The sequence below is a fragment of the Paracoccus marinaquae genome (assembly GCF_018860165.1).
Taxonomy (GTDB): domain Bacteria; phylum Pseudomonadota; class Alphaproteobacteria; order Rhodobacterales; family Rhodobacteraceae; genus Paracoccus; species Paracoccus marinaquae.
The window spans coordinates 35,290-60,003 of record NZ_JAHKNG010000016.1 but is presented as its reverse complement, the minus strand read 5'-3'; the positions used below and the strand labels follow the sequence as shown (position 1 = coordinate 60,003).

The following is a 24,714-nucleotide window of genomic DNA, read 5'->3' as shown; positions in this document are numbered from 1 at the left end:
AACGGTTCAACACTGCAGTGAGCTGAAGCCGCTTTTAGAATGACTGGCGGACAGCGGACTGCGTTTTTTCGAAGTGAGGAAACAATGTCTAAGCGTAGCAATATTTCCAACTCCATCTTCGACACCACGGATCCCGTGCCCGTGGATGAGGTCGAAACCCCCGAGGTGACCAGGGACGGCGGTCACAAGGGCGACAAGGACTATGCCAAGGCGGATGCCGATGCTGACGCAGATGCCGATGCGGACGCTGATGCGGACGCCGATGCCGATTCCGATGCGGATGGCAAAGCCAAGGCGTCCAGCGACAGCGATTCCGACAGCGACGCGGACAGCGACAGCGATTCCGACAGCGACAGCAAGGCTGACAGCGACTCGGACAGCGACAGCGATTCCGACAGTGACAGCCACAGCAGCAGCGAAAGCGATGTCGATGTCGACGTGAATGTCGATGTCGGGCTGGACACGCTGCCGAACGATGACGACTTCGCCGATTTCGATCTGGAAGACAGCAAGGTCGAGGATGTGATCATCGCCAAGGGCGATGTGAACTACGACCCGGGTCACGACATGACCATGGGCGACATCCTGAACAACAACACCTTTGGCGGCGGCAATGACGCGGCCATCTCGAATGGCCAGTCGAACGTCCTTGAGGACAACGACTATCTGAACAATCCCGTTGTTTCGAATGCGGGTGACTTCAAGCAGGATGCCGAAGCCAAGGGCGGCTATGCCCGCGCCGAGGAAGGCATCGCCGTCGACTCGAATGGCGGTGAAGGCGGCAGCGACGCCGAAAGCAATGGCGGCGATGCCAGGGGCGGTGAAGCCGATGGCGGCAATGCCGATTCCGACGTCGACAGCGGTGATGCCGGCGGCGCCACGGCAAGTGGCGGCGACAGCGGCAGCGGCGGCGACGCCCGGGCCTCGGGCAACGATGCCGAAGGCGGCGATTCCAGCTCTGACGCCGAAGGCGATGGCGGCAGCGGTGGCGACAACGACGCCGATGTGGAAGCCGACTCGGATTCCGACAATGACTCGGATGTCGACGGCGAAGGCGGCAATGGCGGCGACTCGCGCTCGACCAACGAGTCCGAGTCCGAGGTTGAGGCCGAAGCCGAATCCGACGACGAAGGCGGCAATGGCGGCGACACCGACAGTGAAGCCGAAAACAACGGCGACAACGAAGCCGATGCCGACAACGATTCGGATGGCGGCAACAGCGGCGACACCGATGCCGATGCGGACAACGAAGTCGATGCCCGCAGCGACTCCGAGGCTGATGCCGAGGGTGGCAATGGCGGTGACGTCGATGCCGACTCCGACAATGACGGCGACGCCGATGCCGACGGCAATGCCGATGGCGAAGGCGGCAATGGCGGCGATATCGACGGCAATGTCGATGTCGAATCCGAAGCCGAAACCGACAGCGATGCCGATGCCGATGGCGGCAACGGTGGCGATGCCGAAGGCGAAGCCGAAACCGAGGGTGATGCCGAGAGCGACAGCGACGCTGATGCTGACGGCGGAAATTCGGGCGATGCCCGTGCCGAAGGCGAAGGCGAAGTCGAGAACGACGCCGACAGCGATGCTGACAGCGATGCCGGCAACTCGGGCGACGTAGAGGCCGAGGGCGAAGGTGAAGGCGAAGTCGACAACGACGCCGACTCCGATGCCGATGGTGGCAACACCGGTGACTCGGGTGCCCTGGGCGGCGGCCTTGGTGGCGGTCTTGCCGGCGCTGATGCCGATGGCGAAGCTGGCGACACCGATGCGCACAACACCGGCGGCGACGGCGGCGACGGCGGAGATGGCGGCGACGCGGGTGACGCGGGTTCCGGTGGCGGCAGCTACCGGCTTGTCGAAGTCGATCCGGTGGCTGACGACGCCGACGGCGACAACACCGGCGGAGCTGGTGGATCCGGCGGCGGCGGCGGCGGTTCTTCCGAGGCCGGCGATGGCGGTGCTGGCACCGGCGGTTCGCCGAGCGTGAACGGCACCGGCACCGGAACCGGCACCGGCACCAATACCGGTGGTGATGGTGGCGCGGCCGATTCGTCGAACGGTCCGAACACCGGCACCGGAACGGGTACCGGCACCGGCACCGGCACCAGTGGTGATGGTGGCGCGGGCGCTGCGACCAACGGCCCGAACACCAATACCGGCACCGGCACCGGCACCGGCACTGGCACTTCGGGTACGGGCGGGGCCGGCATGGCCACGACCGACGATGATGCCAGCACCAACGGCACCAGCCGCAACGACACCGACTCGGGTGCGGGCGGAGCGGCCAGCGGTCAGACCGATGACGATGCCGACAGCACCGGCACCGGCAGCACCGACTCGGAGTCGGGCGCTGGCGCGACCGGCACCGGTATGGCCGACAACGACGCCACCAACAGCGGAAGCGCGCGCACCGACGCCGATTCCGGTTCGGGCGCCTATGGCCGGGCCGACAACGATGCCGATAACACCGGCACCGGCATGTCGGACGCGGCGGCGACCGGTGGTGCAGGTGGTGCGGCCGATGGCAGCGCGACCGGTACCGCGAACAGCGCCGATACCGCGACTGCGGACGGCACCGGTGGCGCCGGCGGCTGGGCGAGGTCGGATACCGACTCGACCGCGACCGGAGGCACCAACACCGGCTATGCCGATGGTGACGGTGGCTATGGCGGTCTGTCGGAAATCGCGGCCGAGGCCCTGGCGCAGTCCACCACGGATGTCGACACGGCCCAGACCGGCGGTGCGGGCGGCAGCGGCGACGCTACCAGCTCGGCCACGGCCGACGGCATGGCGACCGGTGACACCGCGGCGACCGGTGGCGCTTCCGGCAACTCGCTGACCACCGCGACCGGTGGTGCCAGCGGTGCGGCCATGGGCGCTGCGACCAACGGCGGCGACGGCATCAACGGTGATGTCCTGGGCGGCGCCGGCGGCACGGCGACCAACGGCGCCGGTGGCGCTGGCGGCACCGCCGGAAGCTGGGGTTCGGGCAACGCCGACGACGGGATCGTCACCGGCGAGTCCTATGCCTCGGCTGCTGCGGCCGTCGACCAGTCCGCGTTCAACATGGACGTGGTCATGGGCGCCAACGTGCTGGGCAACACCGTCGACATGAACGTCGTCGGCGGCTCGTTCAGCTCGACCTACGCTGGCGAAGACGACTCGTAACTTCGGAACCCGGTTCGGGGCCGCCCAGGAGGCGGCCCCGAGCTTTTGTTGATGCGGCACGTCGAGGTCCGGGTCGCTGATGGTAACGGCCCCGTTCGCGGCCAGAGCGTTTTGGTGAGGCAAGGCTATGGACCCGAGAACACTTGAAATCGCTCATTTTGCCGGCGTCTTCGACCTGCTGATCGAGGAGTTGCGGCTTCGCTACGACTATCTGCGGTTCAAGCAGAAGCGTGCCGAAGAGCAGGATGACGAGCCGATCGAGTCCGCGGGTGTCCGCATTCAGGCTCCCTATCAGCTTGAACCCTATGATCCCGGCCTCGCTTACACGCCTGAAGGTCTTGCATCCGCCCCGCTGCCAATTCCGCAGAGGCTGGGCGCCTATGATCACGGCGAGGTGTGGATCGCCGCCTCGCAAACCGCGGACGAGATGGAATGGGCCGAGAACGGCACCGGTTTCTCGCCGGCCGGCCCCGTGACCATCATCGTGCCTCCGACGGATATCGACATTCCCTTTCCGCAGCCCGGCAGCATCGTCACCGTGACGGTGCAGGTCGCCACGCTGTCGGATAACGACCTTTTCCGCGACGGGCTGAACACCAAGTTCACCAGCCCCGACAAGCTTGAGGCCAAGCTCGAGGCGATTGCCCAGCAGGCCGATGCCCTGTCCGGCCTTGACCTGCCCGAGTTGCCCACCAATGGCGACTGGGCGGGTTTTTCGCACAAGATCATCAAGCAGTTTGACTCGGCCGAGGAGATTTCCGCCGAACAGCTTGCCGCCGACGGCATCGTCGGCGAGGTGGAGACGGCCACTTTCCGCGGCGAGGATGCCGCCGGGACCGTCGTGAACGGCGAAAAGGTGGATGAGGCCCCGGCCTGGAAGGATCTGCTGCCGTCCTATATGCGACCCGATGACGACGACGAGGCGCCTGCCGCCAATGCCGGTAAGGACGAGGACGGGGCGGGCGAAGGCCCGAACGCGGTCGAAGACGGCAAGACGATCGTCCGCAAGAGCAGCGGCACCGATGACGAAGGCACGGTCAAGGTTCTGGCCGAGCATGATTTCAAACGGGACTTCGGCGATGATGCGCCCGATCCGGACGGGTTGGAGCCCGGGCACGAGGTCGTCGCCGGCGCCAACATGGCGATCAACGAGGTCGTGATCACGTCCAAGTGGCTGGATGCACCGGTCTTCGTCGTGCAGGGCGATGTGGTCAGGTTCGATGCCATCAACCAGGTCAACGTGCTGGTCGAACATGACAGCGTTGACGGTGTCGCCGTCAGCGGTTCCGACTCGGTCGGCTACAATATCGCCTCGATCACGGCCGAATCCTCGGCCGATCCCGACGCGCCGGCCGTCAATACGGATGTGCTGCCCAGCCTGTCCTTCGTGGTTCGTGTCGAAGCCGACCTGATCCAGATCAACTGGATAAAGCAGGTCACCTTCGTCACGGATTTCGACCGGATCGAGATGACCTTCAGTGCCTCGGCCACCTTCCTGGGAACGGGCGAGAACGAGATCGTCAATACGACGGTCCTGAACGAATTCGGGTATTTCTACGACGCCATCTTCGTGTCCGGTGACATGGTGGACGGAACCGTCGTGACCCAGAAGAACGTGCTGTTCGACAGTGACAAGGTGGTGACCGGGGCGACTGCCGTGGCGGAAGCCGGCAGCGTCACACCGGCCGCTGCAACGGATGGGACTGCGGGTCCCGGCGCAGGGTCGGACGCAGCCCCCACGCTTTCCCTGAGCGACAACCTGCTGTTGAACCAGGCAACGGTGAAGACGACCGGCATCGATACGTTCGAGGACATGAAGCAATCCTTCGCCAAGACCGCGGAGGATCTGTCCAACGGCGCCGACGAACTGGCCCGCGACGTGACGCAGGATGCGCTTTTCGCCGGCAAGGAGGCGCTTCGCGCCCTTCAGATCGACGGCGATCTGATCAAGATGAACATCATCGAACAGATCACGGTCATGGGCGATGCAGACCAGATCAGGCTGGAAATGCAGGCGCTGCGCGACAAGATCGATGCCGAGATGAAGGTGATCGCCGGCTCGAACGCGCTGCTCAACATCACCAGCGTCAACGAACTGGGCATGGATTCGACCATCATGGCCGGTGGGCAGATCTATGACGATGCGCTGATCCATCAGGCGGAACTTTTCGATACCGATGCCACGCCGACCGGCGTCGCCATGACCGACCTGACTAATGAGGCAGTTGCGGCCTTCCTGTCCGACAGTATTCTTGAGGTTGCAGAAGTCAGCGACGGGATCGCGCCGATGATCGACTATGACGGCGTGTCGCAACTGGATGTGATGCAGACGGCGCTCGGCTGAGTTCCGTCGCGGAGGAGTAGATAGTGAAGGATTTGCATGCTGAGGCCGCGTCCAGCGGCGGGGCAGGGGCGGCGCAAACCGCTGCTGTGAAGGATGGTGCCGAGCCGCCGCTGAAATTGATGCCGGAGGCACGCGGTGACGATCCCGCGCCAGCCGCGCGGAAGGGCAGCGAGGCCAAGGGCATGGGTGCCACGATCGAAGGTTCGACCGGCCCGATCATGAAGCGCCCCGGCCCCCCCGCGACGGGCGGCGGCGGAGGCGGCGGCAAGGGACCCGGGTTCCATCGCCGCCTGGGTCCGCAGAATTTCGATGAAAGCCTGCGCAAGGGCCTGACCGTCGTGCGAAGCAACATGGCCTTCGTCATGCTGATGACGCTGGCGACGAACGTGCTGATCCTCGCCATTCCGGTCTATCTGTTCCAGATCTCGGACCGCGTCCTGACCAGCCGTTCGGTCGACACATTGGTCATGCTGACGCTGGTCATCGGCGGCGCGGTGGTGCTGCAGGCGATCTTCGACGCCGTGCGGCGCTTCATGCTGATGCGGACCGCGGTCGAGGTCGCCGTCCAGTTGGGTGCGCCGATCCTCAGTGCCGCGGCACATGCCTCGCTGCACAGCAACGGGCGCGAATACCAGACCCTTGGCGATCTGCAGACGCTGCGCGGGTTCCTGACCTCGGGCACGCTGATCTCGTTTCTGGACGTGCCCTTCGCGCCGCTGTTCATCCTGGCGATCTTCCTGATCCACCCGCAGCTTGGCGTGATCGTCGTGGTTACGGCGCTGATGCTGTTCGTGATCGCCGTGATGAACCAGAGGATGACCTCGAAGCCCTTCGCCGAGGCGAATTTCTCGCAGAGCAAGGCGAACCTGCATCTGGATTCGATGTCGCGCAACAGCCAGATCATCAATGCCATGGCGATGATTCCCGAGGCGGTGGCGATCTGGGGCCGGGATACCGCGCAGTCGCTGCGCGCGCAGGTTCAGGCGCAGGATCGCAACATCACCTCGGCGGCGGTGTCGCGGGCGGTGCGGTTGCTGACCCAGGTCGCGATGCTGGGATGGGGCGCCTATCTGGCCCTCGACGGCCAGATCACCGGCGGCATGGTCATCGCCGCCTCGATCATCGCCGGCCGGGCGTTGGCACCGGTCGAGGGGTCGATCGAGGGCTGGAACGCCTTCCTGCTGTCGCGCGCGGCCTATGGCCGGATCGCGACCCTGCTGCGCGGCTCCAGGCTGCAGTATGAGCGGCTGCATCTGCCGCAGCCCGAAGGGCGGCTGGATGTCGAGCGTCTGCTCTACATTCCGGGCGGAACCAAGCAGGTCGTGCTGAACAGCGTCAGCTTTGCGCTGTCGCCCGGTGAAACCCTTGCCGTGATCGGCAATTCGGGTGCCGGCAAGACCACGCTCGGCAAGATGCTGGTGGGTTCGATCCTGCCGACCTCGGGCAATGTCCGTCTTGACCTGATGGATCTGCGGAACTGGGATCCGCGCCAGTTCGGCGAAAACATCGGCTATCTGCCGCAGGACGTGCAACTGTTCCCCGGCACCATCAAGCAGAACATCGCCCGCATGCGCGAGGATGCGACCGATGCCCAGATCCACGAGGCCGCCGTTCTGGCCGATGTGCATGAGATGATCGCATCGCTGCCGCAGGGCTACGAGACGCTGGTATCCGCCGATGGCTCGCCGCTGTCGGGCGGGCAGAAACAGCGGATCGCGCTGGCTCGCGCCTTCTTCGGCAACCCGCGCATGGTGGTGCTGGACGAGCCGAACTCGAACCTCGATGCGGCCGGAGACCGGGCGCTGGCGCGGGCGGTCGGCCATGCCAAGGCGAACAGGATCACGACCGTGGTGATCACGCAAAAGCCCTCGCTGCTGTCGGTGGTGGACAAGATCATGCTGCTGGCCGATGGCAGCGTCGCCATGTTCGGCCAGCGCGAGGCGGTCCTGCGCAAGCTGGCCGGCAAGAAGGCCGGCGCCCAGATCCCCGAACAGGGAGGGAAACCCGATGCGTGAACTGGTTACCGTCGGCGGTCACGATCAATGGTACCGCGATGTTCCCCGCTCGATCCGGCGTCAGGCCCTGTTCGGAATCCTGTTGCTGGTGGTCAGCTTCGGCGGCTTCTCGGCCTGGGCGTTCCGCGCCCCTCTGGCCGCGGCCGTGATCGCCCAGGGGTCCTTCGTGGCGACCGGGCAGAACAAGATCATCCAGCACCTCGAAGGCGGGATCATCAAGGAAATCCGCGTCAGCGAGGGCGACCGGGTCGAGGCCGGCGAGATCCTGCTCAGGATGGATGAGACCGCCTCTCTGGCCAATGAGCGGGAACTGCAACTGCGCCGCTATCGGCTCGAGGCGACCGAGGCCAGGCTTCTGGCGGAATATGCCGAGAAGGAAAAACTGACCTTCCCCCGCCACATCGTCGCCCTGCGCGGTGACAGTGAGTTCGAGGCGATCATCGCGAGCCAGGAACTGGCCTTCGAAGTCTCGCGCCGGGCCCTCAAGCAGGATCTGATCCTGCTGGTCCGGAATACCGAGGCATTGGGGGTCAGGAAGGTCGGCTACGAGACCCAGCTTGCCTCGTTGCGGGCTCAGCTCGAACTGCTGATCGAGGAACTGGCCGCGAAGAACGAACTGTTCGAGAAGCAGTTGACGCGCCGGCCCGAGGTCATTGCGGTCGAACGTGTCAAGATCGAGGCCGAGGGCCAGATCGGTCGGCTCGAGGCCGAGATCGGCGAAATCGAGCAGATGCAGCTGAAATCCGAGGACCAGATCGAGAAGGCGCGCAGCGAATACCGGCAGGCGTCACTTGACCAGTTGCAGGCCGTTCAGGCGGAACTGGAAAGTATCCGCGAACAGTCGCGCAAGGCGCAAAGCGTTCTTGATCGTTCCGAGGTCGTGGCGCCGGTGGCGGGCACCGTGGTCCGGCTTTATTACCACACCTCTGGCGGCGTCGTCGAAAGCGGCAAGCCGATCCTCGAGATCCTGCCGTCGGATGCTCCGCTGATCATCGAGGCGACGATCTCGCGCAATGAGGTCGACAGCGTCAAGACCGGGCAGAAGGCCAGCGTGCGACTGACCGCCCTGAACCAGCGCATCACTCCGATCCTCGAGGGCGAGGTCTATTATCTGTCGGCCGACTCGATCGTCGAGGCGTCGACCGGAGAGATGCAGGAGGTCTATCTTGCCCGTATCTCGCTGAGCGAAGACCAGATCGCCCGCGTCGCCAACTTTTCCCCGACGCCGGGGATGCCCACCGAGATCATGATCCAGACCGAAGAGCGGACCTTCGCGCAATATCTGGCCCGGCCGATCATCGACAGCATGTCGCGGGCGTTCCGCGAACAATAGCTTCGGCCTCGCGGCATCCTGCCCGCATCGGGCGGCCCGTGAGGGCCGCCCGTTCTGTTTGGTGGTTCGCCCTGCCCATTTCGTCGACAGGGCTTGAAAATAATTAGGACTCCTATATTGTAAGGCATGGAGGTGCCCCATGCCCGGAAGTTCCCGACAGATCGCAACTGCCTTGCAGCGCCTCGCCGTATTCTGGCGGGCCAGTCAGTGGCAGGTCTTCGGGGCTGCCGGTCTCAACCCGACGCAGGGCGAGGTGCTGTTGCGGGTCGCGGCCCGGCCCGAGCGTGCGGCCGAACTGGCCGCCTTGCTGGGCGTGTCGCAGGCCAGCCTCAGCGACACGGTGTCGGCGCTGGCGAAGAAAGGGTTGGTGGTCCGCCGTCCCGATCCCGATGACGGGCGTGCCCGCCGCATCGAGGCCACGGCGGCAGGCCATTCCCTTGCCAAGCGGATCCCCGAGGCGCCCGAGGCATTGTTTGGGGCGATCGCAGGTCTTGGCGATGCCGAGCGCGGGGCGCTGCTGCGCTCGCTGACCCAGGTGATCCGGTCACTGCAGGAGGCGCGCGCGATCCCGGTTCAGCGCATGTGCGTGACCTGCCGCTATTTCCGCCCCCATGTCCATGATGATGCCGCCGCGCCGCATCATTGCGCGCTGGTCGATGCCGCCTTCGGCGATGCCGGCCTGCGGATGGATTGCGGCGACCACGAAACCGCCACGGCAGAGCAGGCGGCCCTCGCGGGCGCGCGTCTGCTGGCCGTGGGGTAAGGCGGGCACCCGGAAAGCCGCGGCAACGGCCCGGGTGCCCAATGCAACCCCTCTGTCACGAAAGGAAGCACCTGATGATGACACAGAAACGATCCCTTCGCCATGTGTTCGGCGCGGCGGCGATGCTGGGCCTTGCGGCCGGCGCGGCCGGCGCGCACGAGCTTGCCGCCGAGGCGGGAAATGCCGAGCGGGCGGCCTTCGATATCGTGGCCGCCGATATCACCACCGATCGCCGGCTGGCCACCTTCTCGATGTCGGTCGCCGGCACGCCGGGCGAAGACGGGCCCGAGGCGGCCGGCGCGCTGGCCGGGGCGCCGGTCTTTTCCTATGTCTGGCCGACGACGCTGGATCCCGCCACGGTGGGGTTTGAGAGCGGGGCCGGGATCCTCGCCTTCGCGGTCACCATCCATCCCGATTTCGACGACACGCCGCTGTTCGATGAAAGCCGCTCGGGCAGCACCGATGACGACGGCGCGCTGTGGCACAGCCACTGGGTCGTCCTTGGCCCGGACGACGCCTGCGGGCCGGGCGCGCTCAAGGTGATCGACATTCCCGAAGGCGCGACCCCGCCCTTGCCGCTGACCTGGCCGGGGCTGCCGATCCTGATCGACAGCCCCGGCTGGTCGCCGGTCTTCGAGGGGCCGAAGCTGAGCGTGAAGGTACCCTTCGCCGATATCGGCGCGGTGGGTCAGGCACGGTTCGATGCGGTCACCTCGGCCTTGCAGGTGAACGCCAATGTCCACGCGCCGCTGCTTTGCGTGACCGATGTGTTCGACATCGCCTCGGGCGATCTGAGCCTGCCGGGCCAGGCCGGGCAATAGCCAAAAGGGCGCGGCGTCGCTTGCCGCCGCGCCCGACAGCACAAGGATGCAGGATATGGATGATCCCCCCTTCTTCGCCGCCGAATGGCTGAATGCCGACCGGCCGATGGCGCTCGCGGATTTCCGGGGCCGGGTTCTGGCGGTCGAGGTGTTCCAGATGCTCTGCCCGGGCTGTGTCCTGCATGGCCTGCCGCAGGCGCAGCGCCTGAGCCAGACCTTCGAGGCGGCGGATCTGGCTGTGATCGGGTTGCACAGCGTCTTTGAGCATCACGACGGCAACAGCCGCGCCGGACTGGCTGCGTTCCTGCATGAATGGCGCATCCGCTTTCCGGTCGCCATGGACGCGCCGGGCACCACCGGACTGCCGCGCACGATGGCGGCCTGGGGCCTGGAGGGAACGCCCAGCCTCGTGCTGTTCGACCGCCAGGGCAGGATGCGGGCGCGCCATTTCGGGCAGGTGGCGGATCTGGCGCTTGGGGCAGAGGTCATGGAACTGATCCGTGAGGCGCGGGCCGCTTGACGCCCTTACCTCAGATGCGCGCGCGCTGGCGCGGGCGCAGCAGGGCCGGGCCGTAGAGCAGGGCGAAGCCGCCGAACGCGCCGATCCATGCCAGCCCGGACAGTGTCAGCAATGCCGTTGACTGCGAGGGCCAGAGGCCCGCGGCCAGCCGCGCGGCGACGGCCAGCAGCAGCGACAGATACAGCACCAGCGTTCCGCGCCCGGCCTCGGGCCGCTGGCCGGTATGGGTCAGGGTCGAGCGCGTCATCACCGCCAGCGTCATGGAGCCGATTGCGCCGGCCATCCACAGGTGCTGCGCCGGTGCCGGGCCCAGCAGGCCGGGCCAGAGGATTGCGGCAGCGATCACAAGGGCACCGGCGGGAAGGAACGCATAGCCCAGATGCAGGATCCACAGCAGCGGCTCGGGTCCGGTCCGCTCTCCCGCCCACCGCGACAGCCGCAGCAGGTGCAGCGCCCCGGCTGCGGCCAGCATCAGTGCTGACAGCCGCGCCTCGGGTGCCGCGATCCAGACCACCAACGCCGCCAGCAGCGCCATCAGGCCGATCCGGTCGAAACCCTGCATCGGCGGCACCGGCAGCCGTCCCGGGCCTTGCCGCACCAGCCAGTTGCGGGTGAACGAGGGCAGGATCCGGCCCCCGACCAGCGCGATCAGCATGACGGCGGCGCCAAGGCCGATCCGCAGCCCAAAGCCCTGCGCTGCGGCATGGCCCTGCGCCGCCTCCCAGTGGAACACGGCATTGCCAAGCGTGAAGACGCCCAGCAAGGTCAGCGGCGGCAGGTTGCGCCAGTTCCGGCCCCTGATGACCTCGCGGGCGAGGAAGGCGAGCAGCGCCACCGGCATCGCCAGATCGGCAAGCGCCGCGGCCGCGGGGGGCATCGCCGTCGAAAAGAGGATCGCCAGCCGCCCGGCGATCCACAGGCACAGCAGCCCGCCCAGCGGCCAGCCGATGACGGGCAGGTGTCCCGTCCAGTTCGGCACCGCCGTCAGCAGGAAGCCGGCAATGACGGCCGAAAGATAGCCGAACAGGAACTCATGGGCATGCCAGCTTGCGGGATCGAACCGGGTCGGCAGGTCGATCCGCCCGGCCATGGCCAGCAGCCACAGCACCATCGCCAGCGCCGCCCAGATCGCGGCACCCAGAAACATCGGCCGGAAGCCAAAGCTGAGCAGCGCCGGCCCGCGCCAGGCGCGCATCTGCTCGGCGGTGCTGGTCATCCGGTCTGGCGGGCGGGGTACGACCCGGCCTCGGTCAGGATCACATTCAGCGGGATGTCATGGGGCTGGGGATAGATCGTCGGCAGGCGCGCGGCCTCGAAGCCGATTCCGATGGCGAAGGGGCGCGGCTTCAGCGCCGCCAGGGTGCGGTCGAAATATCCGCCGCCATAGCCCAGCCGGAAGCCGTCGCCGCTCCAGCCCAGCAGCGGCGCCAGCACGATCGCGGGGATGACGGAAGGCGCCTCGGGGGGCGGGACGGGGATGTTCCAGTGCCCACGGATCATCCGCGTTTCGGGTGTCCAGCGCCGGAAGATCAGCGGGGCGGCCCGGGTCTCGACCACGGGCAGGGCGATCTCGACGCCGCCCAGGTGCAGATCGGTCATCAAGGGACGCAGGTCGGGTTCGCCCTTGATCGGCCAGTAGGCCGAGAGAACCAGCCCCCTTGCGCCGTCGAAACGGTCCCGCAACAACTCGCGCAGCGATCGGCTCAGTGCGGCGTCGGCGCGCTGCCGTTCGGCGATCGACAGCCCGCGGCGTGCCGCGCGCAGGCGGTCCCTTTCCGCCCTGCGCCAGCGGCCGACATCGGCGGCCTGCTGCGGATCGACGGCCAGTGGATCGAAATAGTCGGGGGCGATCCCGGACGCATAGCAGGGGGGCGACGAGAAACCGCTCTGGCAGCGAAAGCTTTTGAAGGCCTCGCTCATGGCGCGCTTTCCGATATCCGTGCAGGTGCGGTGTCTCCAAGGATCCGTCGCGCCTCGGCTGCCATCCGTTGCAGCCTCTGGGCGGCCGGCATGATCGAGGTCACCCGGCCGGCGCCCTGTCCGGCATAGATTGCCATCGCCTCAAGATCGCCGGTGGTCAAGCGCAGCGGCGAGTCGGTGCTGAAACGCAGCCGCGGCACATCGTCGTCCCAGGCGATGGGTTCGCGGGGCAGGGCGGCGGGATCATGCCCCAGATAGCGGCCCGCCAGCGCATCGGTGACGGAATTGCGCAGGACCCGTACCGCCGCGCCCTTGGGCCAGTTCAGAACGAAGATGTCGGTCAGGACCGTGTCCTCGCCGGTCGCCTCGGCCACGCGCGTCTTGTGATAGGCATGCGCGAAGGATTCGTCGGTCGCGATGAAGGCGGTGCCACATTGCACCCCGTCCAGCCCGGCCGCGATGGCACGGGCAAGGTCCTCGCCGGTCGAGATGCCGCCGGAGACCGCCACCGGCAGATCGCTGGCGGCGCGGATCGCTTCGGCCAGCGCGAAGGCCGGCTGGCGCCCGTGGACATGGCCCCCGGCCTCGATCCCCTGGGCGATGATCAGATCGGCGCCCGCGGCTTCGGCCGCGCGAGCGGCATCCGGGTTTCCGACCTGATGCAGCACCAGGCAGCCCGCGGCCTTGACCCGTTCGATCGCCGCGGGAACCACATCCCAGAAAAAGGAAAAGGCCGGCACGGCAAGATCGAGACAACGCCCGATCTGCGCGTCCAGCAGCGTCGGATCGGTGGCCGAAGGGATCAGGTTCACGGCGAAGGGCCGGTCGGTTGCCGCGCGCAGGGCGGTGACTTCGCGCTCGATCAGGTCGGGGTCTTCGCGCACCATGCCGAGGGTCGCATAGCCGCCGGCCTCGGCGATGGCGGCGGCCAGTTCCCATCGCGCCACGCCACCCATGCCGGCCAGAATGACCGGAACCTCGCACCCCAGCAACTCGCACAGCGCCGTCTGCAGCGGGTCCTTGCCGCGCGCGGGTATCATCTTCGTCCGGCCCTTGCCCGCAGCTGCATCAGGCCCCGTCCGCTTCGCTGTCGTCCAGCAGGGTCACGGCCTTCAGGGCGTGGGCCCAGGACGCCCCGGCACGCATCTCGGCGGCGACCCAGATCGCCTCCATGACCTGCTCGGAACTGGCGCCGGCACGCCGCGCGGCCTTGACATGGCCCTCGATGCACCAGGGGCACTGCGTGACATGGGCGACGGCCACGGCGATCAGCTGCTTGGTGCGCCCGTCCAGCGCGCCGTCCGCGAAGACCGTCTTGGAGAAGGCGCGAAAGGCATCCTCGGCCTCGGGGGCGAGCGCGCGACGGCGGTCGACAAGCTCTCTGGTCGGTTTCGGCAGGTTCAGATCAGCCATGGTGCGCTCCGTCGGGTTCGAACTGCGGAAACAGTACCTCATTTTCCAGCCGGATGTGTTCTTCCAGATCCGCCACGAAACCCTGCAGGTCCTGATAGAGCCGCGTCCAGCTGCGGCAGGCTCCCTCGGGCAGGGTCAGGTCGTCGGTCAGCGCGCGGATCTGCCGGATCTCGGCCGCGTGGTCGTCATGGTCGCCGCGCATCGCCGCGATGGGCGCCTGAAGGCCGCCGCCCGAGGCCCGGCGCATGGCCGGAAACAGGATCAGTTCCTCCTTCTTCATGTGCACCTCCATCTCGCCGATCATCCGCTGCAGCAGCACGGACAGGCCGGCCGGCACATGCGCCTGGCCGGCATGCACCGTCTCGACCTTGTTCGAGAGGGCGGCAAGTTCGGGCAGTTGCTGGCGATGCTTCGCGTGATACTGCGTCTCGATGAAGGCCGTAAGCCCGGCGGGATCCTGCGGCGGATGCGCGGCAGTCATGTCCTTTCCTTTCGATTACAGCAGGGATGGAACCTGCCCTGGGTTTGCATTCCGGATCGCCATGTTCAACGAGCGGGCGATGCGCTCGGCCCGCTCGATCAGGTGGCGGGCACCGTCGGGCGGGCAGGTCTCGAAGGCGGTTTCCCGAAACAGGGCCAGCCAGCGCTCGAATTCCGGCCAGTCGACCGGCAGGTCCAGATGGGCGGGAACCGGGGCGCCGTGATAGCGGCCGGTCATCAGCGCGACCGAGGACCAGAAGTCCTTCATCCGCGCAAGATGCGGCCCCCAGTCGGCAATCCGCGCCTCGAAGATCGGTCCAAGCACCGGATCCCGGCGCACCTTGGCATAGAAGCCATCCACCAGCCGGGCAAGCCGGGCCTCGTCCAGACCGGTCCGGGCCATGATCTCGGCCGTCATCCGAGGGCGGGCGCTGACGATCTGCGGGGCTGTGGAAGTCATGCATCTCTCCTGATGCTCAGGACTTGATTTGAGGACTACACCTGTTAATAGGTATTGTAAATGCCGATTCAATTCGGGTGCTGGACCTGATGCGTCTGACCTCATTCACCGATTATGGCCTGCGCATGCTGATGCGCATGGCAAGCGCGCCCGAGAGGGCCTTTTCGACCGCCGAACTGGCCGATGAATTCCGGCTGTCGCGGCATCACCTGACCAAGATCATGCAGCGGCTTGCCCGGGGCGGCGTCGTCGAGACCCGGCGCGGCAGCGGCGGCGGGGCGCAGTTGCGGCGCCGGCCCGAACATATCCGGCTGGGTGATGTGGTGCGGCTGCTGGAGGAAGGGCAGGCGCTGGTCGAGTGTTTCGGGGCAGATGGCGGCTGTTGCACCGTCGAAGGATGCTGTAACCTCAAGGCGCGACTGCGCCGGGCCGAGGCGCGGTTCATGGACGATCTGAACCAGTCGACGCTGGCGGATATAGCGCTGCCGGCCCCTGTGATGGCATAGGTGAAAGGGCGTGCGCGGATGATCAATACCCTCAGTCTTTCGGAACGCCGGCTGGGACTCGTCCTGTCGGTTCTGCTGGCCGTTCTCGGGCTGGTGATGGCGGCTGCGGCGCGTCACGGCGCGATGGCCGTTCACGGCGGCATGGCAATGGTCCTGGGCGTGGCGCTGGCGGTGAAGCTGGCGGCGGCGCTGGACGATCCCCTCCCGGCCGCCGGGCGGGCGAGCCGCTATTACGACGCGCCGACACGCTTTGGCATCGTGATGACGCTGATCTGGGCGATGATCGGCATGGGCGCGGGCGTCTGGGTGGCGGCGCTGCTCTACTGGCCCGAGGCGACGCCCTTGCTGCCCTGGACCAGTTTCGGGCGGCTGCGCCCGGTTCACACCACCGGCATCATCTTCGGCTTTGGCGGCAATGCGCTGATCGCGACCTCGTTCTTCGTCGTCCAGCGGACCTCGCGCACGCGGCTGGCCGACTCGGTCAGCCCCTGGGTGGTTCTGCTGGGCTTCAACCTGTTCTGCCTCTGGGGGGTCAGCGGCTATCTGATGGGCAGCACCCAGTCCAAGGAATATGCCGAGGCCGAATGGTATGCCGATATCTGGCTGGTCGTCGTCTGGGTGACCTATTTCATCCTGTATCTGCGCACCCTGGCCCGCCGGCATGAGCCGCATATCTATGTCGCCAACTGGTATTACCTGGCCTTCATCCTGGTCGTGGCGATGCTGCATATCGTCAACAACCTGGCGCTGCCGGTCCGCCTGACCACGGCCGAAAGCTTTCCGATCTGGGCCGGGGTGCAGGATGCCATGGTGCAATGGTGGTACGGCCACAATGCCGTGGCCTTCTTCCTGACCGCCGGCTTCCTGGGGATGCTGTATTATTTCCTGCCGGTGCGCTCGGGCCGGCCGATCTGGTCCTACCGGCTGTCGATCCTCAGCTTCTGGGGGATCGTGTTCTTCTATATCTGGGTCGGCTCGCACCACCTGCATTACACCGCGCTGCCCTATTGGGCGCAGACCCTGGGGATGACCTTCTCGGTGATGCTGCTGGTGCCGTCCTGGGCCTCGGCCGGCAATGCCATCGCCACGCTGAACGGCGCCTGGCACAAGGTCCGCGACGATGCCACGCTGCGCTTCATGTTCGTGGCCGCCGTCTTCTACGGCCTGTCGACCTTCGAGGGGTCGTTCCTCGCCATCCGCCCGGTGAACTCGCTCAGCCATTACACCGACTGGACGGTGGGCCATGTCCATTCCGGCACGCTTGGCTGGGTGGCGATGATCATCTTCGGCGCCATCTATACGCTGGTGCCGCAGATCTCGGGGCGCGAGACCATGGCCTCGCCCCGCGCGGTCGAGTGGCATTTCTGGCTCGCCGTGACGGGGACGCTGATTTACGTCGTCGCGATGTGGAACGCCGGCATCACCCAGGGGCTGATGTGGCGGGCCTATGACGAGAACGGCGCGCTGTCCTACAGCTTCATCGAATCGGTGCGCGCCATGGCGCCCTATTACCTGTTGCGCACCATCGGCGGGGCGATGTTCCTGGCCGGCGCGGTGATCTGTGCGCTGAACTGTCGGGCGACGATGCGGGCGGCGCCGATCGAGGCCGCCGACCGCCCCCTTGCCACGCAACCGGCGGAGTAGGGCGATGCTGAAGCTTCACTACAATCTGGAAAAGGTTTCCATGGGGCTGGTCGTGGGGATCATCGTCGCCGCCTCGATCGGTGGCATCGTCGAGATCGCGCCCCTGTTCAGCATCAATGAGACGGTCGAACTGCCCGACGATCTGCGCCCGCATACGCCGCTGGAACTGGCCGGGCGCGAGATCTATATCCGCGAGGGCTGCTATGCCTGCCACAGCCAGATGGTGCGCAGCCTTGCCGACGAACTGGACCGTTACGGCCCCTATTCGCTGGCCGCCGAAAGCGCCTATGACCGGCCGATGCTGTGGGGGTCCAAGCGGACCGGCCCCGATCTGGCGCGGCTGGGCGGGAAATATTCGGATGACTGGCATGTCGCCCATCTGATCGACCCGCGCAGCGTGGTGCCGGCCTCGATCATGCCCTCCTATCCCTGGCTGATGCGACCGCTGGAGATCGGGCTGTTGCGCGACGAACTGGCGACGCTGGCCCGGCTGGGCGTGCCCTATGACGAGGCCATGATCGAGGGCGCGGCGAACGATGCCTTGGCCCAGAGCCGCCCCGACAGCGACGGCGCCGAGGCGGTCATCGAACGCTATGGCGAAACCGTCGCCATCCGAAGTTTCGACGGTGATCCGTCGAAACTGACGGAAATGGATGCGGTGGTGGCCTATCTGCAATCCCTGGGAACGCTGACCAACGCCCCCTATGAACTGCTGGCGGAGGGCGCGGAATGAGTTACGACCAGCTTGTCTATCTGTCCCAGACGGTCGGTCTGATCTGGCTGATGGGGTTCTTCCTGATCGTCCTGATCCGTGCCTACAGCCCCTCGCGCCGGGCGTCCTACGAGGCGGCGGCGCGCTCGATCCTCGAACCCGATCCCGAAGAGGAGGTCACGGAATGAGCGATCACCACCAGCGCGAGATCGACCCGGTCACCGGCTATGACACCACCGGGCATGAATGGAACGGCATCAAGGAACTGAACACGCCCTTTCCCCGGATCGCGATCTGGGCACTGCTGATCACGGTGGTCTATGCGGTCATTGCCTGGATCCTGCTGCCGGCCTGGCCGCTGGGGCGCGACTATACGCGCGGGCTGCTGGGGCTGAATCAAGGCGACATGGCGGTTGCGGGCTATCGCGACATCTCGGACTGGCGCGGCGAATGGCTGGCCAAGATGGAGACCGGCGATTTCGAGGTCTTGCGGGCCGATGCCGATCTGATGGCCACGGCGATGCCGGCCGCAGAACGGCTGTTTGCCGACAATTGCGCCGCCTGCCATGGCGAGACGGGGCAGGGCGGTCCGGGCTTTCCGGTGCTGTCCGACGCGCATTGGCTGTGGGGTGCCGATCCCGAGGCCATTGCCGAAACCATCCGCTTTGGCATCAATTCCGGCCATCCGGATGCGCGCATCGCCGAGATGCCGGCCTTCGACTGGATGAGCCGCGAGGAACGGGCCGCCGTCGCGCGCTATGTATCGGGTCTGCCCGAGGGGCGTGACGGGGCGGGTGTGGCGGCCGACCTCTTTGCCGAGAACTGCGCCAGTTGCCACGGTGACGGCGGCGAGGGCGGGCTCGAGATCGGCGCCCCGTCGCTGCGTGATGCCGCGGTGATCTATGGTCAGGACAGCCGCACCGTGCAGGAAACCCTGCGGGGCGGGCGTGCCGGCACCATGCCGGCCTGGACCGACAGGCTGTCCGAGGCCGAGATCAGGCTGCTGACCCTCTATGTCGCCGGGCTGGCCGAGGCTGGCGGAGAGGGGGCGGAATGACCGGGCGCGCCCAGAAGCGGCTGGCCATCGCCGGCGCCGTCGCGGTCGTGGCGGTGTTCGTTGCGGCCAATGCGCATTTCCTGAATGCTGCGCTGCGCTCGCAGCCCGATTGCATCCTGCGCGCGGACGCCGCGCCAGCCAAGCGCGCCTGCTGAAAGGAGCCTCGCCATGCTGGAACCGCTTCCCGCCGTTCTGCGCCCGGATCGCCCGGAATCTCCCTATGCCCGGCATCTGCCGGCGCGCACGGCCTTCGACTGGCTGTCGGCGGGCTGGCGCGACCTGCGCGCCGATCCCTGGCCCAGCCTTGCCTACGGGCTGTGCCTGACGGCACTGTCCTATCTGGTGCTCTGGGCGCTCTATGCCAGCGGCCTGCTGTATCTGGCCCTTCCGGCGATCTCGGGCTTTCTCATCATCGGTCCGTTTCTGGCGGTCGGCTTGTATGAGAAAAGCCGCGCGCTCAGCGAGGGCCGCAATCTCGGTCTCTCCGAGATGCTGTTCGTCCGCCCGGTCTCGGGCGGGCAGATGGCCTATGCCGGGCTGCTGCTGGGCCTGCTGGTCCTGTTCTGGCTGCGCGCGGCGGATCTGCTTTACGCGCTGTTCTTCGGGCTGGTGCCCTTTCCGGGGGCGGCGGATGCCATCGCCAATACCCTGACCACGCTGCGCGGCTGGGGCCTGATCCTTACCGGAGGCGCGGTCGGGGCGCTGTTTGCGGCCTTTGCCTTCGCGCTCAGCCTGTTCTCGGTGCCGATGCTGGTGATGGAGCGGCGCGATGCGCTGACCACGCTGGGCCTCAGCTTCGTGATGACCACCAAGAACCTTGGCGTCTGCCTGACCTGGGGCGTGATCGTCGCGGTGGGCATCGGCCTGTCGGTGGTCACCGGCCTTCTGGGGCTGATCGTGGTGTTTCCGGTCCTCGGCCACGGCACATGGCATGCCTATCGCGCCATCCGCGGAGAGGCGGGATGAGCCTTGCGGTCCTGATCCCCGTGTCCATCGCCCTCGGGCTCGTCGGGCTGGCCGCGTTCTTCTGGGCATTGCGCGGCGGGCAGTTCGACGATCCCGACGGCGCCGCCTGGCGCGTCATCACACCACAGGACCCACCCAAAGAGGAAGGTAATGGCCATGTCCGACTGGCTTCCGACACTCATCACCCCGACGCCCGAAGCGGGCTATGACCTTGCGGTCAAGCTGGCCCGGGTCGCGGTCAAGCTGACCCAGCCGGATGCGGCCGTGAGGGACAAGCTTCGTCCGGAATATGCCGGGGATGCGGATGCGCTGATCGCCGTCAGCCAGGTGGTGGCGACCCATTTCGCCACCGTCGCCGCCGCGAACGGCTATTGGCGAGGCCAGTCATGAGCGATGTGGAACTGACCGCCGAGGGGTTCGTGGTCGATGCCGGGCTTCTGGCGGCGGCGTTCGGCCTGCAATCCTCGGTGGTTCAGGACATGATGCGCAATGGCCGGATCACCTCGCGCAGCGAACGCGGCCAGGGCGAAGACGAGGGCCGCTGGCGGCTGACCTTCTATTACGAGGCCCGCGCGCTGCGCCTGACCCTCGATGCCGACGGGACCGTTCTCAGCAAAGCCAGCTTTCCGGTGTCCGGAAACGAAGCCGCCGCGAGTTCTCGCGGCGGCTGACAGCGTTGTTTCCGCGGTGAAGCGCGGCCGGCCTCAGTTCACCTCGGCCAGCGCCGTGTCAAAGCGTTCGCGCGCCTTCTTGGGCATCTTGACCGCCTTCGTAGCCTCGACATCGAACGGGCCTTCACCGACCTGGATCAGGGCGACCATGCCCATGCCGAAATGCGGCGTGCATTTCACGCCGTAAAGGCCGCCTTCGGCCACGGTCAGGTCGAAACTTTCATTGACCTTGCTCTTGAACGGCTCGACGCCGGCGGGCAGCACGTCCTTGATCGCCTCGACATTGTGGCTCTTGTCGGTGGGGATGAAACGGATCACGTCGCCCGGCTCGGCGCGGACATAGGCCGGCTCGAACACCATCGCGCCGCTTTCGCCCTTGTTCAGCATATGCACCTCGTATTCGGCGGCAAACGCGCCTGTCCCGGCCAGCATGGCGGCCAGCGCCGAGGCGATGACAAAGGTTCTGTTCTTCATCTTGAATTCCTTTCCAGGGGCCATCGAGGCCCGTGGCCCCTGACTAGCGCCCGGGATCGCTGGACTGTTTGACAAAACGCAAAGAGTGACGAAAAAACTCAGATTTCGGGATCGGCAATCTGCCGCAGCGCATCGCTGTCCACCAGGGTCAGCCGCTGCCGGCCGCCACGCACGATGCCCCTGCTTTCCCATCCCGACAGGATGCGCGAGACGGTATGCAGCGTCGTGCCGGTCATCTCTGCGATATCCTGGCGCGAGATCGGGAAATCGATGCGGGTGCCGTCGCCGTCACGGCGTCCGGCCTTCTGGGTCAGGCGCAGCACCGTATGGGCCACCCGCCGTTCGACCTCTTCGGTCGAAAGTTCGCGCAGGCGTGTATGGGCCTCATCAAGGCGCTGGCCGATGGTCTGCATGGCGTTGAGCGCCAGTTGCGGGGTCGATTCGACCACCGCATCCCAGTCGGCCATCGGCCAGCCGATCACCTGGCTGTCCACCGCCGCCCGCGAGGTGCCGGGATAATCCGACCGTGACAGCGCGCGGGCAAAGCCGAAAAGATCGCCGGGATGAACCACCCGTACCATGACCTGCCGGCCGTCCGCCGTCACCTGCGTCACCTTCAGACGCCCCGAGATCAGCATGAAGAACGTACGCGCGGGCGCGCCCTGCTCGAACACGGTGTCGCCCGCGGCGAACCGCCGGAGGGTCGCGCGTTTCATCAGCCGGCTCAGCGTCGTCTCGTCCAGTTGCCGAAACAGCGCCAGTCCCCGCAGCAGGGAGATATCCACGGTCATGGGCAGATCCGTTCTTGTCCGCGCCGCAGGAGATTACAGGAAATCGCCCGGATCGAAAGGTGGCAAAAGGCTGCATCACATCCGCCGGCCATCCGGCGGGCCGGGGCCGCGGCAGGGGCCGAACGATGTCCCATGACATGCAGCTTCGCCTTTATGACCAGACGCCGCGGCCGACGCGGTCGGGCGTCCAGGGCGGATCCCAGCCCATGTCCACCTTTGCCTCAGAGACGCCGGGCACCGAGGCCAGCGCGGCCTCGGCCCCCAGCCGAAGCGCCTCGGTCATCGGACAGCCCTGAACGGTCGTGGTCATCGAGACATGGACCCGGCCATCCTCGATCCGGATGGCACGGATCAACCCCATGGCGATCAGATCATACCCCGTTTCGGGGTCGATGATCGTGGCCAGCGCGGCCTCGACCGGCTGGCGCAGGGCAGACCCGGCCGTGTTCATTTCTCACCGCCACGCCGGATCAGCAGCCGGTAGCCGGCCCCGTCGGCGGCCAGATTGCCCGCCCAGTCATGCTCGCGCGCGCTCAGTTCGGGAAACAGGAAGACCGGCTCGCGTTCCAGCAAGGCAAACAGCACCTCGCCCGGGGCCATGTCTTCCAGCGTGGCGAGGATGCGCACCATCGGCTCGGGTGGCATCAGGCCGGTCAGGTCCAGAGATTGCGCGGGATCGGGCCAGAACATCGCCTCGCGGTTGCTGCCGGGCGACAGGTCCTGTTCCGTGGTGCTGCCGGTGTCCGGGCTGAACAGAACCTCCCACGCGCCATCCCCGCGCTGGCGGGGGGCGGCGGCATAGCCCTGGCGGGCCATGACGCTGAACAGCGGGGTGGGCTGGAAGGGCGCGATCAGCCGCAGCGACGTGCCGGGAGGCAGCGAGCCGACGACATCCATGATGGCGCCGAAGGGATCCTGGCCGGAGGCAAGGATCGGGCGGACATCCAGTTCGCGGATCGGGTCTGTTGTCTGGGTCATTGCAGGGGTTCCGTTCGAGCGGGGGGAAGAAACAGAGGCGGCAGGCAGTCGGGGCGCATGGCGGGCGGGACAAGGGCCAGACGGCGGATCCGCCAGATCTGGCGGACAATACCCAGTGCCGCGACAAGAAGCAGGGCGAAAGACAGGCGCAGCGCCACGGATTGCCCGGCCAGCAGCGCCAGGGTTCCCAGTGCTGCCGCGCCGAACCACAGCGACAGCCAGCGCCGGCTGGCGGTTTCATCGACAAGTTCATGCACCTGCGGCAGCGCACCGCGCCCGATCCGGGCCGCGAAGACCTGAATCCAGGTCAGAAAGCTGATGATCTTGATCATCTGCGTCAGGGTCAGTCCCGACAGCCAGCCGATCAGGGCGGCAAAGACGGTGGCCTCGGCCAGATGGCCTCCCTTCAGAACCGCAGCCGGCGCCATCAGCGCGGCGGCGGCGAGAAAGGCAAGGGCGGGCCGGCTCATCTGCATGTTCACCTCGGGGACGCTGCGCCGACGCGCGCGCCACAGCCGGATGATGTCGGTCAGATAGAGGCCGGCCGTCAGGCTGATGCAGAACGCCGCCGCCAGCAGAAGGGACGGGGCGGCGCCGGTGGCAATCTCGCGCAGCAGGCCCGCGGCCAGCAGGAACAGCAGGACAAGCGCCGCGCCGGCGGTTACCGTCCGCAGCCTGCTGCCGCCATCCGGCGCGATCAGGAACATCGCAAACAGCCGATAGCTGACCCCGGCCGTCCCAAGACCCAGCCAGCCTGCGACGGCCAGACCGATGTGAAAGGGCAGGGCGTCCAGACCGATTGCGAAGGCCCCGTCCAGACCGGCGACGGTCATCGCCATGCCCTCACCGCTGGCAAAGGCAAAACCGAGCGCTACGAAAGCAAGGATCACCGGCCGACCGGTCCCCTCGCGCCATCCGCGGGCCGGCACCAGCGAGCCCGCGGCCATGACCGCGATCAGGCCGAACCCTGCCCCCAGCAGCACCGGGGCCAGCGGCAGCAGCAGGAAACCGGGGCTCCAGCCCTCGAGGCCGGTAAAGCCGAGCGCCAGAAGCAGCGTCCCGGCCCCGGTCAGTGCCAGCGCCACGGGCGAGAGATGCGGCCACAGCAGCGGGTGCGCCAGCAGGACCGGCAGGAACTGGGTCAGGGCGCCGAACATCATCTGGCTCAGCCAGCCGATCGCCAGCAGATGCACCAGCGCCAGCCCGCGCCCGCCCGTCCACTCGCCCGGAGCGGGGGCCAGAAGGACGGCAAGGGCCAGCGCCGCGATCAGAAACAGCAACGCGCTGGCAAACCAGCTCAGCGTCCAGCGCGCAAGATGTCTTCCGGGCATGGCGACTCCGCTCAGCGTCGTTTCTGCCAGAATGTCGCGGCGGGGCGGCCCGATCTTTGACTATTGTCAAAGAGCCCGGTCGATTGGTCAAATTCGTAACTGACGCCCGCTTGTTTGATAAATATCAAGGTAGAGTCATCATTGTCGGCCTAGAAGCCGTGGCATGAAGCGCGCGATCCGCCCCTTGCCGATTCGGACCTGGCTGACATTTGTGTCGGTTTTCCTGCTGCTGGCCGGCTGGGGCGAGGGTCGCATGGACGGGGCGCAACCGGCCGGAACCGATGTCAGCCCGCGCCGCCTATCCCGCCCAGCCGGGCCTGAGGTGGCGTTGCATCGCGCCTCGT

The 24,714-nt window shown here is 66.8% G+C and carries 28 protein-coding genes; 17 read left to right on the top strand and 11 right to left on the bottom strand.

The features are described from left to right. The first annotated feature begins 84 nt into the window (after nt 1-84). From KNW02_RS10855 to KNW02_RS10825, 7 genes are all read left to right on the top strand, one after another. Nucleotides 85-3,171, top strand: coding sequence for a hypothetical protein (locus tag KNW02_RS10855; protein ID WP_216033295.1), 3,087 nt, complete (start codon nt 85-87; stop codon nt 3,169-3,171). 127 nt (nt 3,172-3,298) lie between these two features. After that, nucleotides 3,299-5,515, top strand: coding sequence for a hypothetical protein (locus KNW02_RS10850; RefSeq protein WP_216033294.1), 2,217 nt, complete (start codon nt 3,299-3,301; stop codon nt 5,513-5,515). Between the two features lie 119 nt (nt 5,516-5,634). Further along, nucleotides 5,635-7,530: a type I secretion system permease/ATPase gene (locus KNW02_RS10845; RefSeq protein WP_216033293.1), complete on the top strand. Its 1,896-nt coding sequence runs from the start codon at nt 5,635-5,637 to the stop codon at nt 7,528-7,530. Continuing rightward, nucleotides 7,523-8,863, top strand: coding sequence for an HlyD family type I secretion periplasmic adaptor subunit (locus tag KNW02_RS10840; RefSeq protein ID WP_216033292.1), 1,341 nt, complete (start codon nt 7,523-7,525; stop codon nt 8,861-8,863). The genes KNW02_RS10845 and KNW02_RS10840 overlap by 8 nt, the downstream gene beginning before the upstream one ends. A gap of 139 nt (nt 8,864-9,002) precedes the next feature. Further along, the gene (locus KNW02_RS10835) at nt 9,003-9,626 is read left to right on the top strand and encodes a MarR family winged helix-turn-helix transcriptional regulator (RefSeq protein WP_216033291.1); all 624 of its coding nucleotides are present in this window, start codon (nt 9,003-9,005) and stop codon (nt 9,624-9,626) included. Between the two features lie 74 nt (nt 9,627-9,700). Next, the gene (locus KNW02_RS10830) at nt 9,701-10,447 is read left to right on the top strand and encodes a hypothetical protein (RefSeq protein WP_216033290.1); all 747 of its coding nucleotides are present in this window, start codon (nt 9,701-9,703) and stop codon (nt 10,445-10,447) included. 55 nt (nt 10,448-10,502) lie between these two features. Further along, complete coding sequence (locus KNW02_RS10825; protein WP_216033289.1) at nt 10,503-10,967, top strand: TlpA disulfide reductase family protein; 465 nt, start codon at nt 10,503-10,505, stop codon at nt 10,965-10,967. A 10-nt stretch (nt 10,968-10,977) separates the two neighbouring features. Here the strand turns inward: KNW02_RS10825 and KNW02_RS10820 are convergent, their stop codons facing one another. The 6 genes from KNW02_RS10820 to KNW02_RS10795 are packed head-to-tail and all read right to left on the bottom strand — an operon-like array spanning nt 10,978 to nt 15,240. Then, entirely contained in the window at nt 10,978-12,183 is a 1,206-nt protein-coding gene (locus KNW02_RS10820; protein WP_216033288.1) for an NnrS family protein, read from the bottom strand. Further along, a complete protein-coding gene (locus KNW02_RS10815) occupies nt 12,180-12,887 on the bottom strand; it encodes a 5-formyltetrahydrofolate cyclo-ligase (RefSeq protein WP_216033287.1) in 708 nt (235 codons plus the stop codon). Before KNW02_RS10815 ends, KNW02_RS10820 begins: the two co-directional genes overlap by 4 nt. Next, a complete protein-coding gene (locus tag KNW02_RS10810) occupies nt 12,884-13,927 on the bottom strand; it encodes an NAD(P)H-dependent flavin oxidoreductase (RefSeq protein WP_216033286.1) in 1,044 nt (347 codons plus the stop codon). The genes KNW02_RS10815 and KNW02_RS10810 overlap by 4 nt, the downstream gene beginning before the upstream one ends. A 28-nt stretch (nt 13,928-13,955) precedes the next feature. After that, nucleotides 13,956-14,300, bottom strand: a complete 345-nt coding sequence (locus KNW02_RS10805) for a carboxymuconolactone decarboxylase family protein (protein WP_216033285.1) — start codon at nt 14,298-14,300, stop codon at nt 13,956-13,958. Next, on the bottom strand, nt 14,293-14,781 hold the full coding sequence (locus KNW02_RS10800) for a hemerythrin domain-containing protein (RefSeq protein WP_216033284.1): 489 nt from the start codon (nt 14,779-14,781) through the stop codon (nt 14,293-14,295). Before KNW02_RS10800 ends, KNW02_RS10805 begins: the two co-directional genes overlap by 8 nt. Nucleotides 14,782-14,796: 15 nt before the next feature. Then, the gene (locus KNW02_RS10795; RefSeq protein ID WP_216033283.1) at nt 14,797-15,240 is read right to left on the bottom strand and encodes a group III truncated hemoglobin; all 444 of its coding nucleotides are present in this window, start codon (nt 15,238-15,240) and stop codon (nt 14,797-14,799) included. Between the two features lie 89 nt (nt 15,241-15,329). On the opposite strand from KNW02_RS10795, the gene KNW02_RS10790 reads away from it, so the two are divergent. From KNW02_RS10790 to KNW02_RS10745, 10 genes are read left to right on the top strand one after another with little or no spacing between them, the layout of a single operon-like run. Continuing rightward, nucleotides 15,330-15,746, top strand: coding sequence for an RrF2 family transcriptional regulator (locus KNW02_RS10790; protein ID WP_216033282.1), 417 nt, complete (start codon nt 15,330-15,332; stop codon nt 15,744-15,746). Between the two features lie 18 nt (nt 15,747-15,764). Further along, complete coding sequence (ccoN, locus tag KNW02_RS10785; protein WP_216033281.1) at nt 15,765-17,390, top strand: cytochrome-c oxidase, cbb3-type subunit I; 1,626 nt, start codon at nt 15,765-15,767, stop codon at nt 17,388-17,390. A 4-nt stretch (nt 17,391-17,394) separates the two neighbouring features. Beyond that, a complete protein-coding gene (gene ccoO, locus KNW02_RS10780; protein WP_216033280.1) occupies nt 17,395-18,123 on the top strand; it encodes a cytochrome-c oxidase, cbb3-type subunit II in 729 nt (242 codons plus the stop codon). Continuing rightward, nucleotides 18,120-18,290: a cbb3-type cytochrome oxidase subunit 3 gene (locus tag KNW02_RS10775; RefSeq protein ID WP_216033279.1), complete on the top strand. Its 171-nt coding sequence runs from the start codon at nt 18,120-18,122 to the stop codon at nt 18,288-18,290. The genes ccoO and KNW02_RS10775 overlap by 4 nt, the downstream gene beginning before the upstream one ends. Next, on the top strand, nt 18,287-19,159 hold the full coding sequence (gene ccoP, locus KNW02_RS10770) for a cytochrome-c oxidase, cbb3-type subunit III (RefSeq protein ID WP_216033278.1): 873 nt from the start codon (nt 18,287-18,289) through the stop codon (nt 19,157-19,159). Before KNW02_RS10775 ends, ccoP begins: the two co-directional genes overlap by 4 nt. Beyond that, a complete protein-coding gene (locus KNW02_RS10765; protein ID WP_216033277.1) occupies nt 19,156-19,314 on the top strand; it encodes a hypothetical protein in 159 nt (52 codons plus the stop codon). The genes ccoP and KNW02_RS10765 overlap by 4 nt, the downstream gene beginning before the upstream one ends. 13 nt (nt 19,315-19,327) lie before the next feature. Then, nucleotides 19,328-20,125: a DUF2189 domain-containing protein gene (locus tag KNW02_RS10760; protein WP_216033276.1), complete on the top strand. Its 798-nt coding sequence runs from the start codon at nt 19,328-19,330 to the stop codon at nt 20,123-20,125. Next, complete coding sequence (ccoS, locus tag KNW02_RS10755) at nt 20,122-20,334, top strand: cbb3-type cytochrome oxidase assembly protein CcoS (RefSeq protein ID WP_216033275.1); 213 nt, start codon at nt 20,122-20,124, stop codon at nt 20,332-20,334. Before KNW02_RS10760 ends, ccoS begins: the two co-directional genes overlap by 4 nt. Further along, on the top strand, nt 20,282-20,515 hold the full coding sequence (locus KNW02_RS10750) for a hexameric tyrosine-coordinated heme protein (RefSeq protein ID WP_216033274.1): 234 nt from the start codon (nt 20,282-20,284) through the stop codon (nt 20,513-20,515). Before ccoS ends, KNW02_RS10750 begins: the two co-directional genes overlap by 53 nt. Next, complete coding sequence (locus KNW02_RS10745; protein WP_216033273.1) at nt 20,512-20,796, top strand: DUF6522 family protein; 285 nt, start codon at nt 20,512-20,514, stop codon at nt 20,794-20,796. Before KNW02_RS10750 ends, KNW02_RS10745 begins: the two co-directional genes overlap by 4 nt. Nucleotides 20,797-20,829: 33 nt before the next feature. On the opposite strand, the gene KNW02_RS10740 is transcribed toward KNW02_RS10745, so the two are convergent. The 5 genes from KNW02_RS10740 to KNW02_RS10720 form a co-directional block, all read right to left on the bottom strand. Then, on the bottom strand, nt 20,830-21,228 hold the full coding sequence (locus KNW02_RS10740; RefSeq protein ID WP_431356754.1) for a pseudoazurin: 399 nt from the start codon (nt 21,226-21,228) through the stop codon (nt 20,830-20,832). 140 nt (nt 21,229-21,368) lie between these two features. Then, complete coding sequence (locus KNW02_RS10735) at nt 21,369-22,061, bottom strand: Crp/Fnr family transcriptional regulator (RefSeq protein WP_216033271.1); 693 nt, start codon at nt 22,059-22,061, stop codon at nt 21,369-21,371. 151 nt (nt 22,062-22,212) lie between these two features. Then, complete coding sequence (locus KNW02_RS10730) at nt 22,213-22,512, bottom strand: metal-sulfur cluster assembly factor (RefSeq protein WP_216033270.1); 300 nt, start codon at nt 22,510-22,512, stop codon at nt 22,213-22,215. Beyond that, nucleotides 22,509-23,039: a DUF2249 domain-containing protein gene (locus KNW02_RS10725; RefSeq protein ID WP_216033269.1), complete on the bottom strand. Its 531-nt coding sequence runs from the start codon at nt 23,037-23,039 to the stop codon at nt 22,509-22,511. The genes KNW02_RS10730 and KNW02_RS10725 overlap by 4 nt, the downstream gene beginning before the upstream one ends. Beyond that, nucleotides 23,036-24,370, bottom strand: a complete 1,335-nt coding sequence (locus KNW02_RS10720; protein ID WP_216033268.1) for a hypothetical protein — start codon at nt 24,368-24,370, stop codon at nt 23,036-23,038. Before KNW02_RS10720 ends, KNW02_RS10725 begins: the two co-directional genes overlap by 4 nt. Nucleotides 24,371-24,714 lie beyond the last annotated feature (344 nt).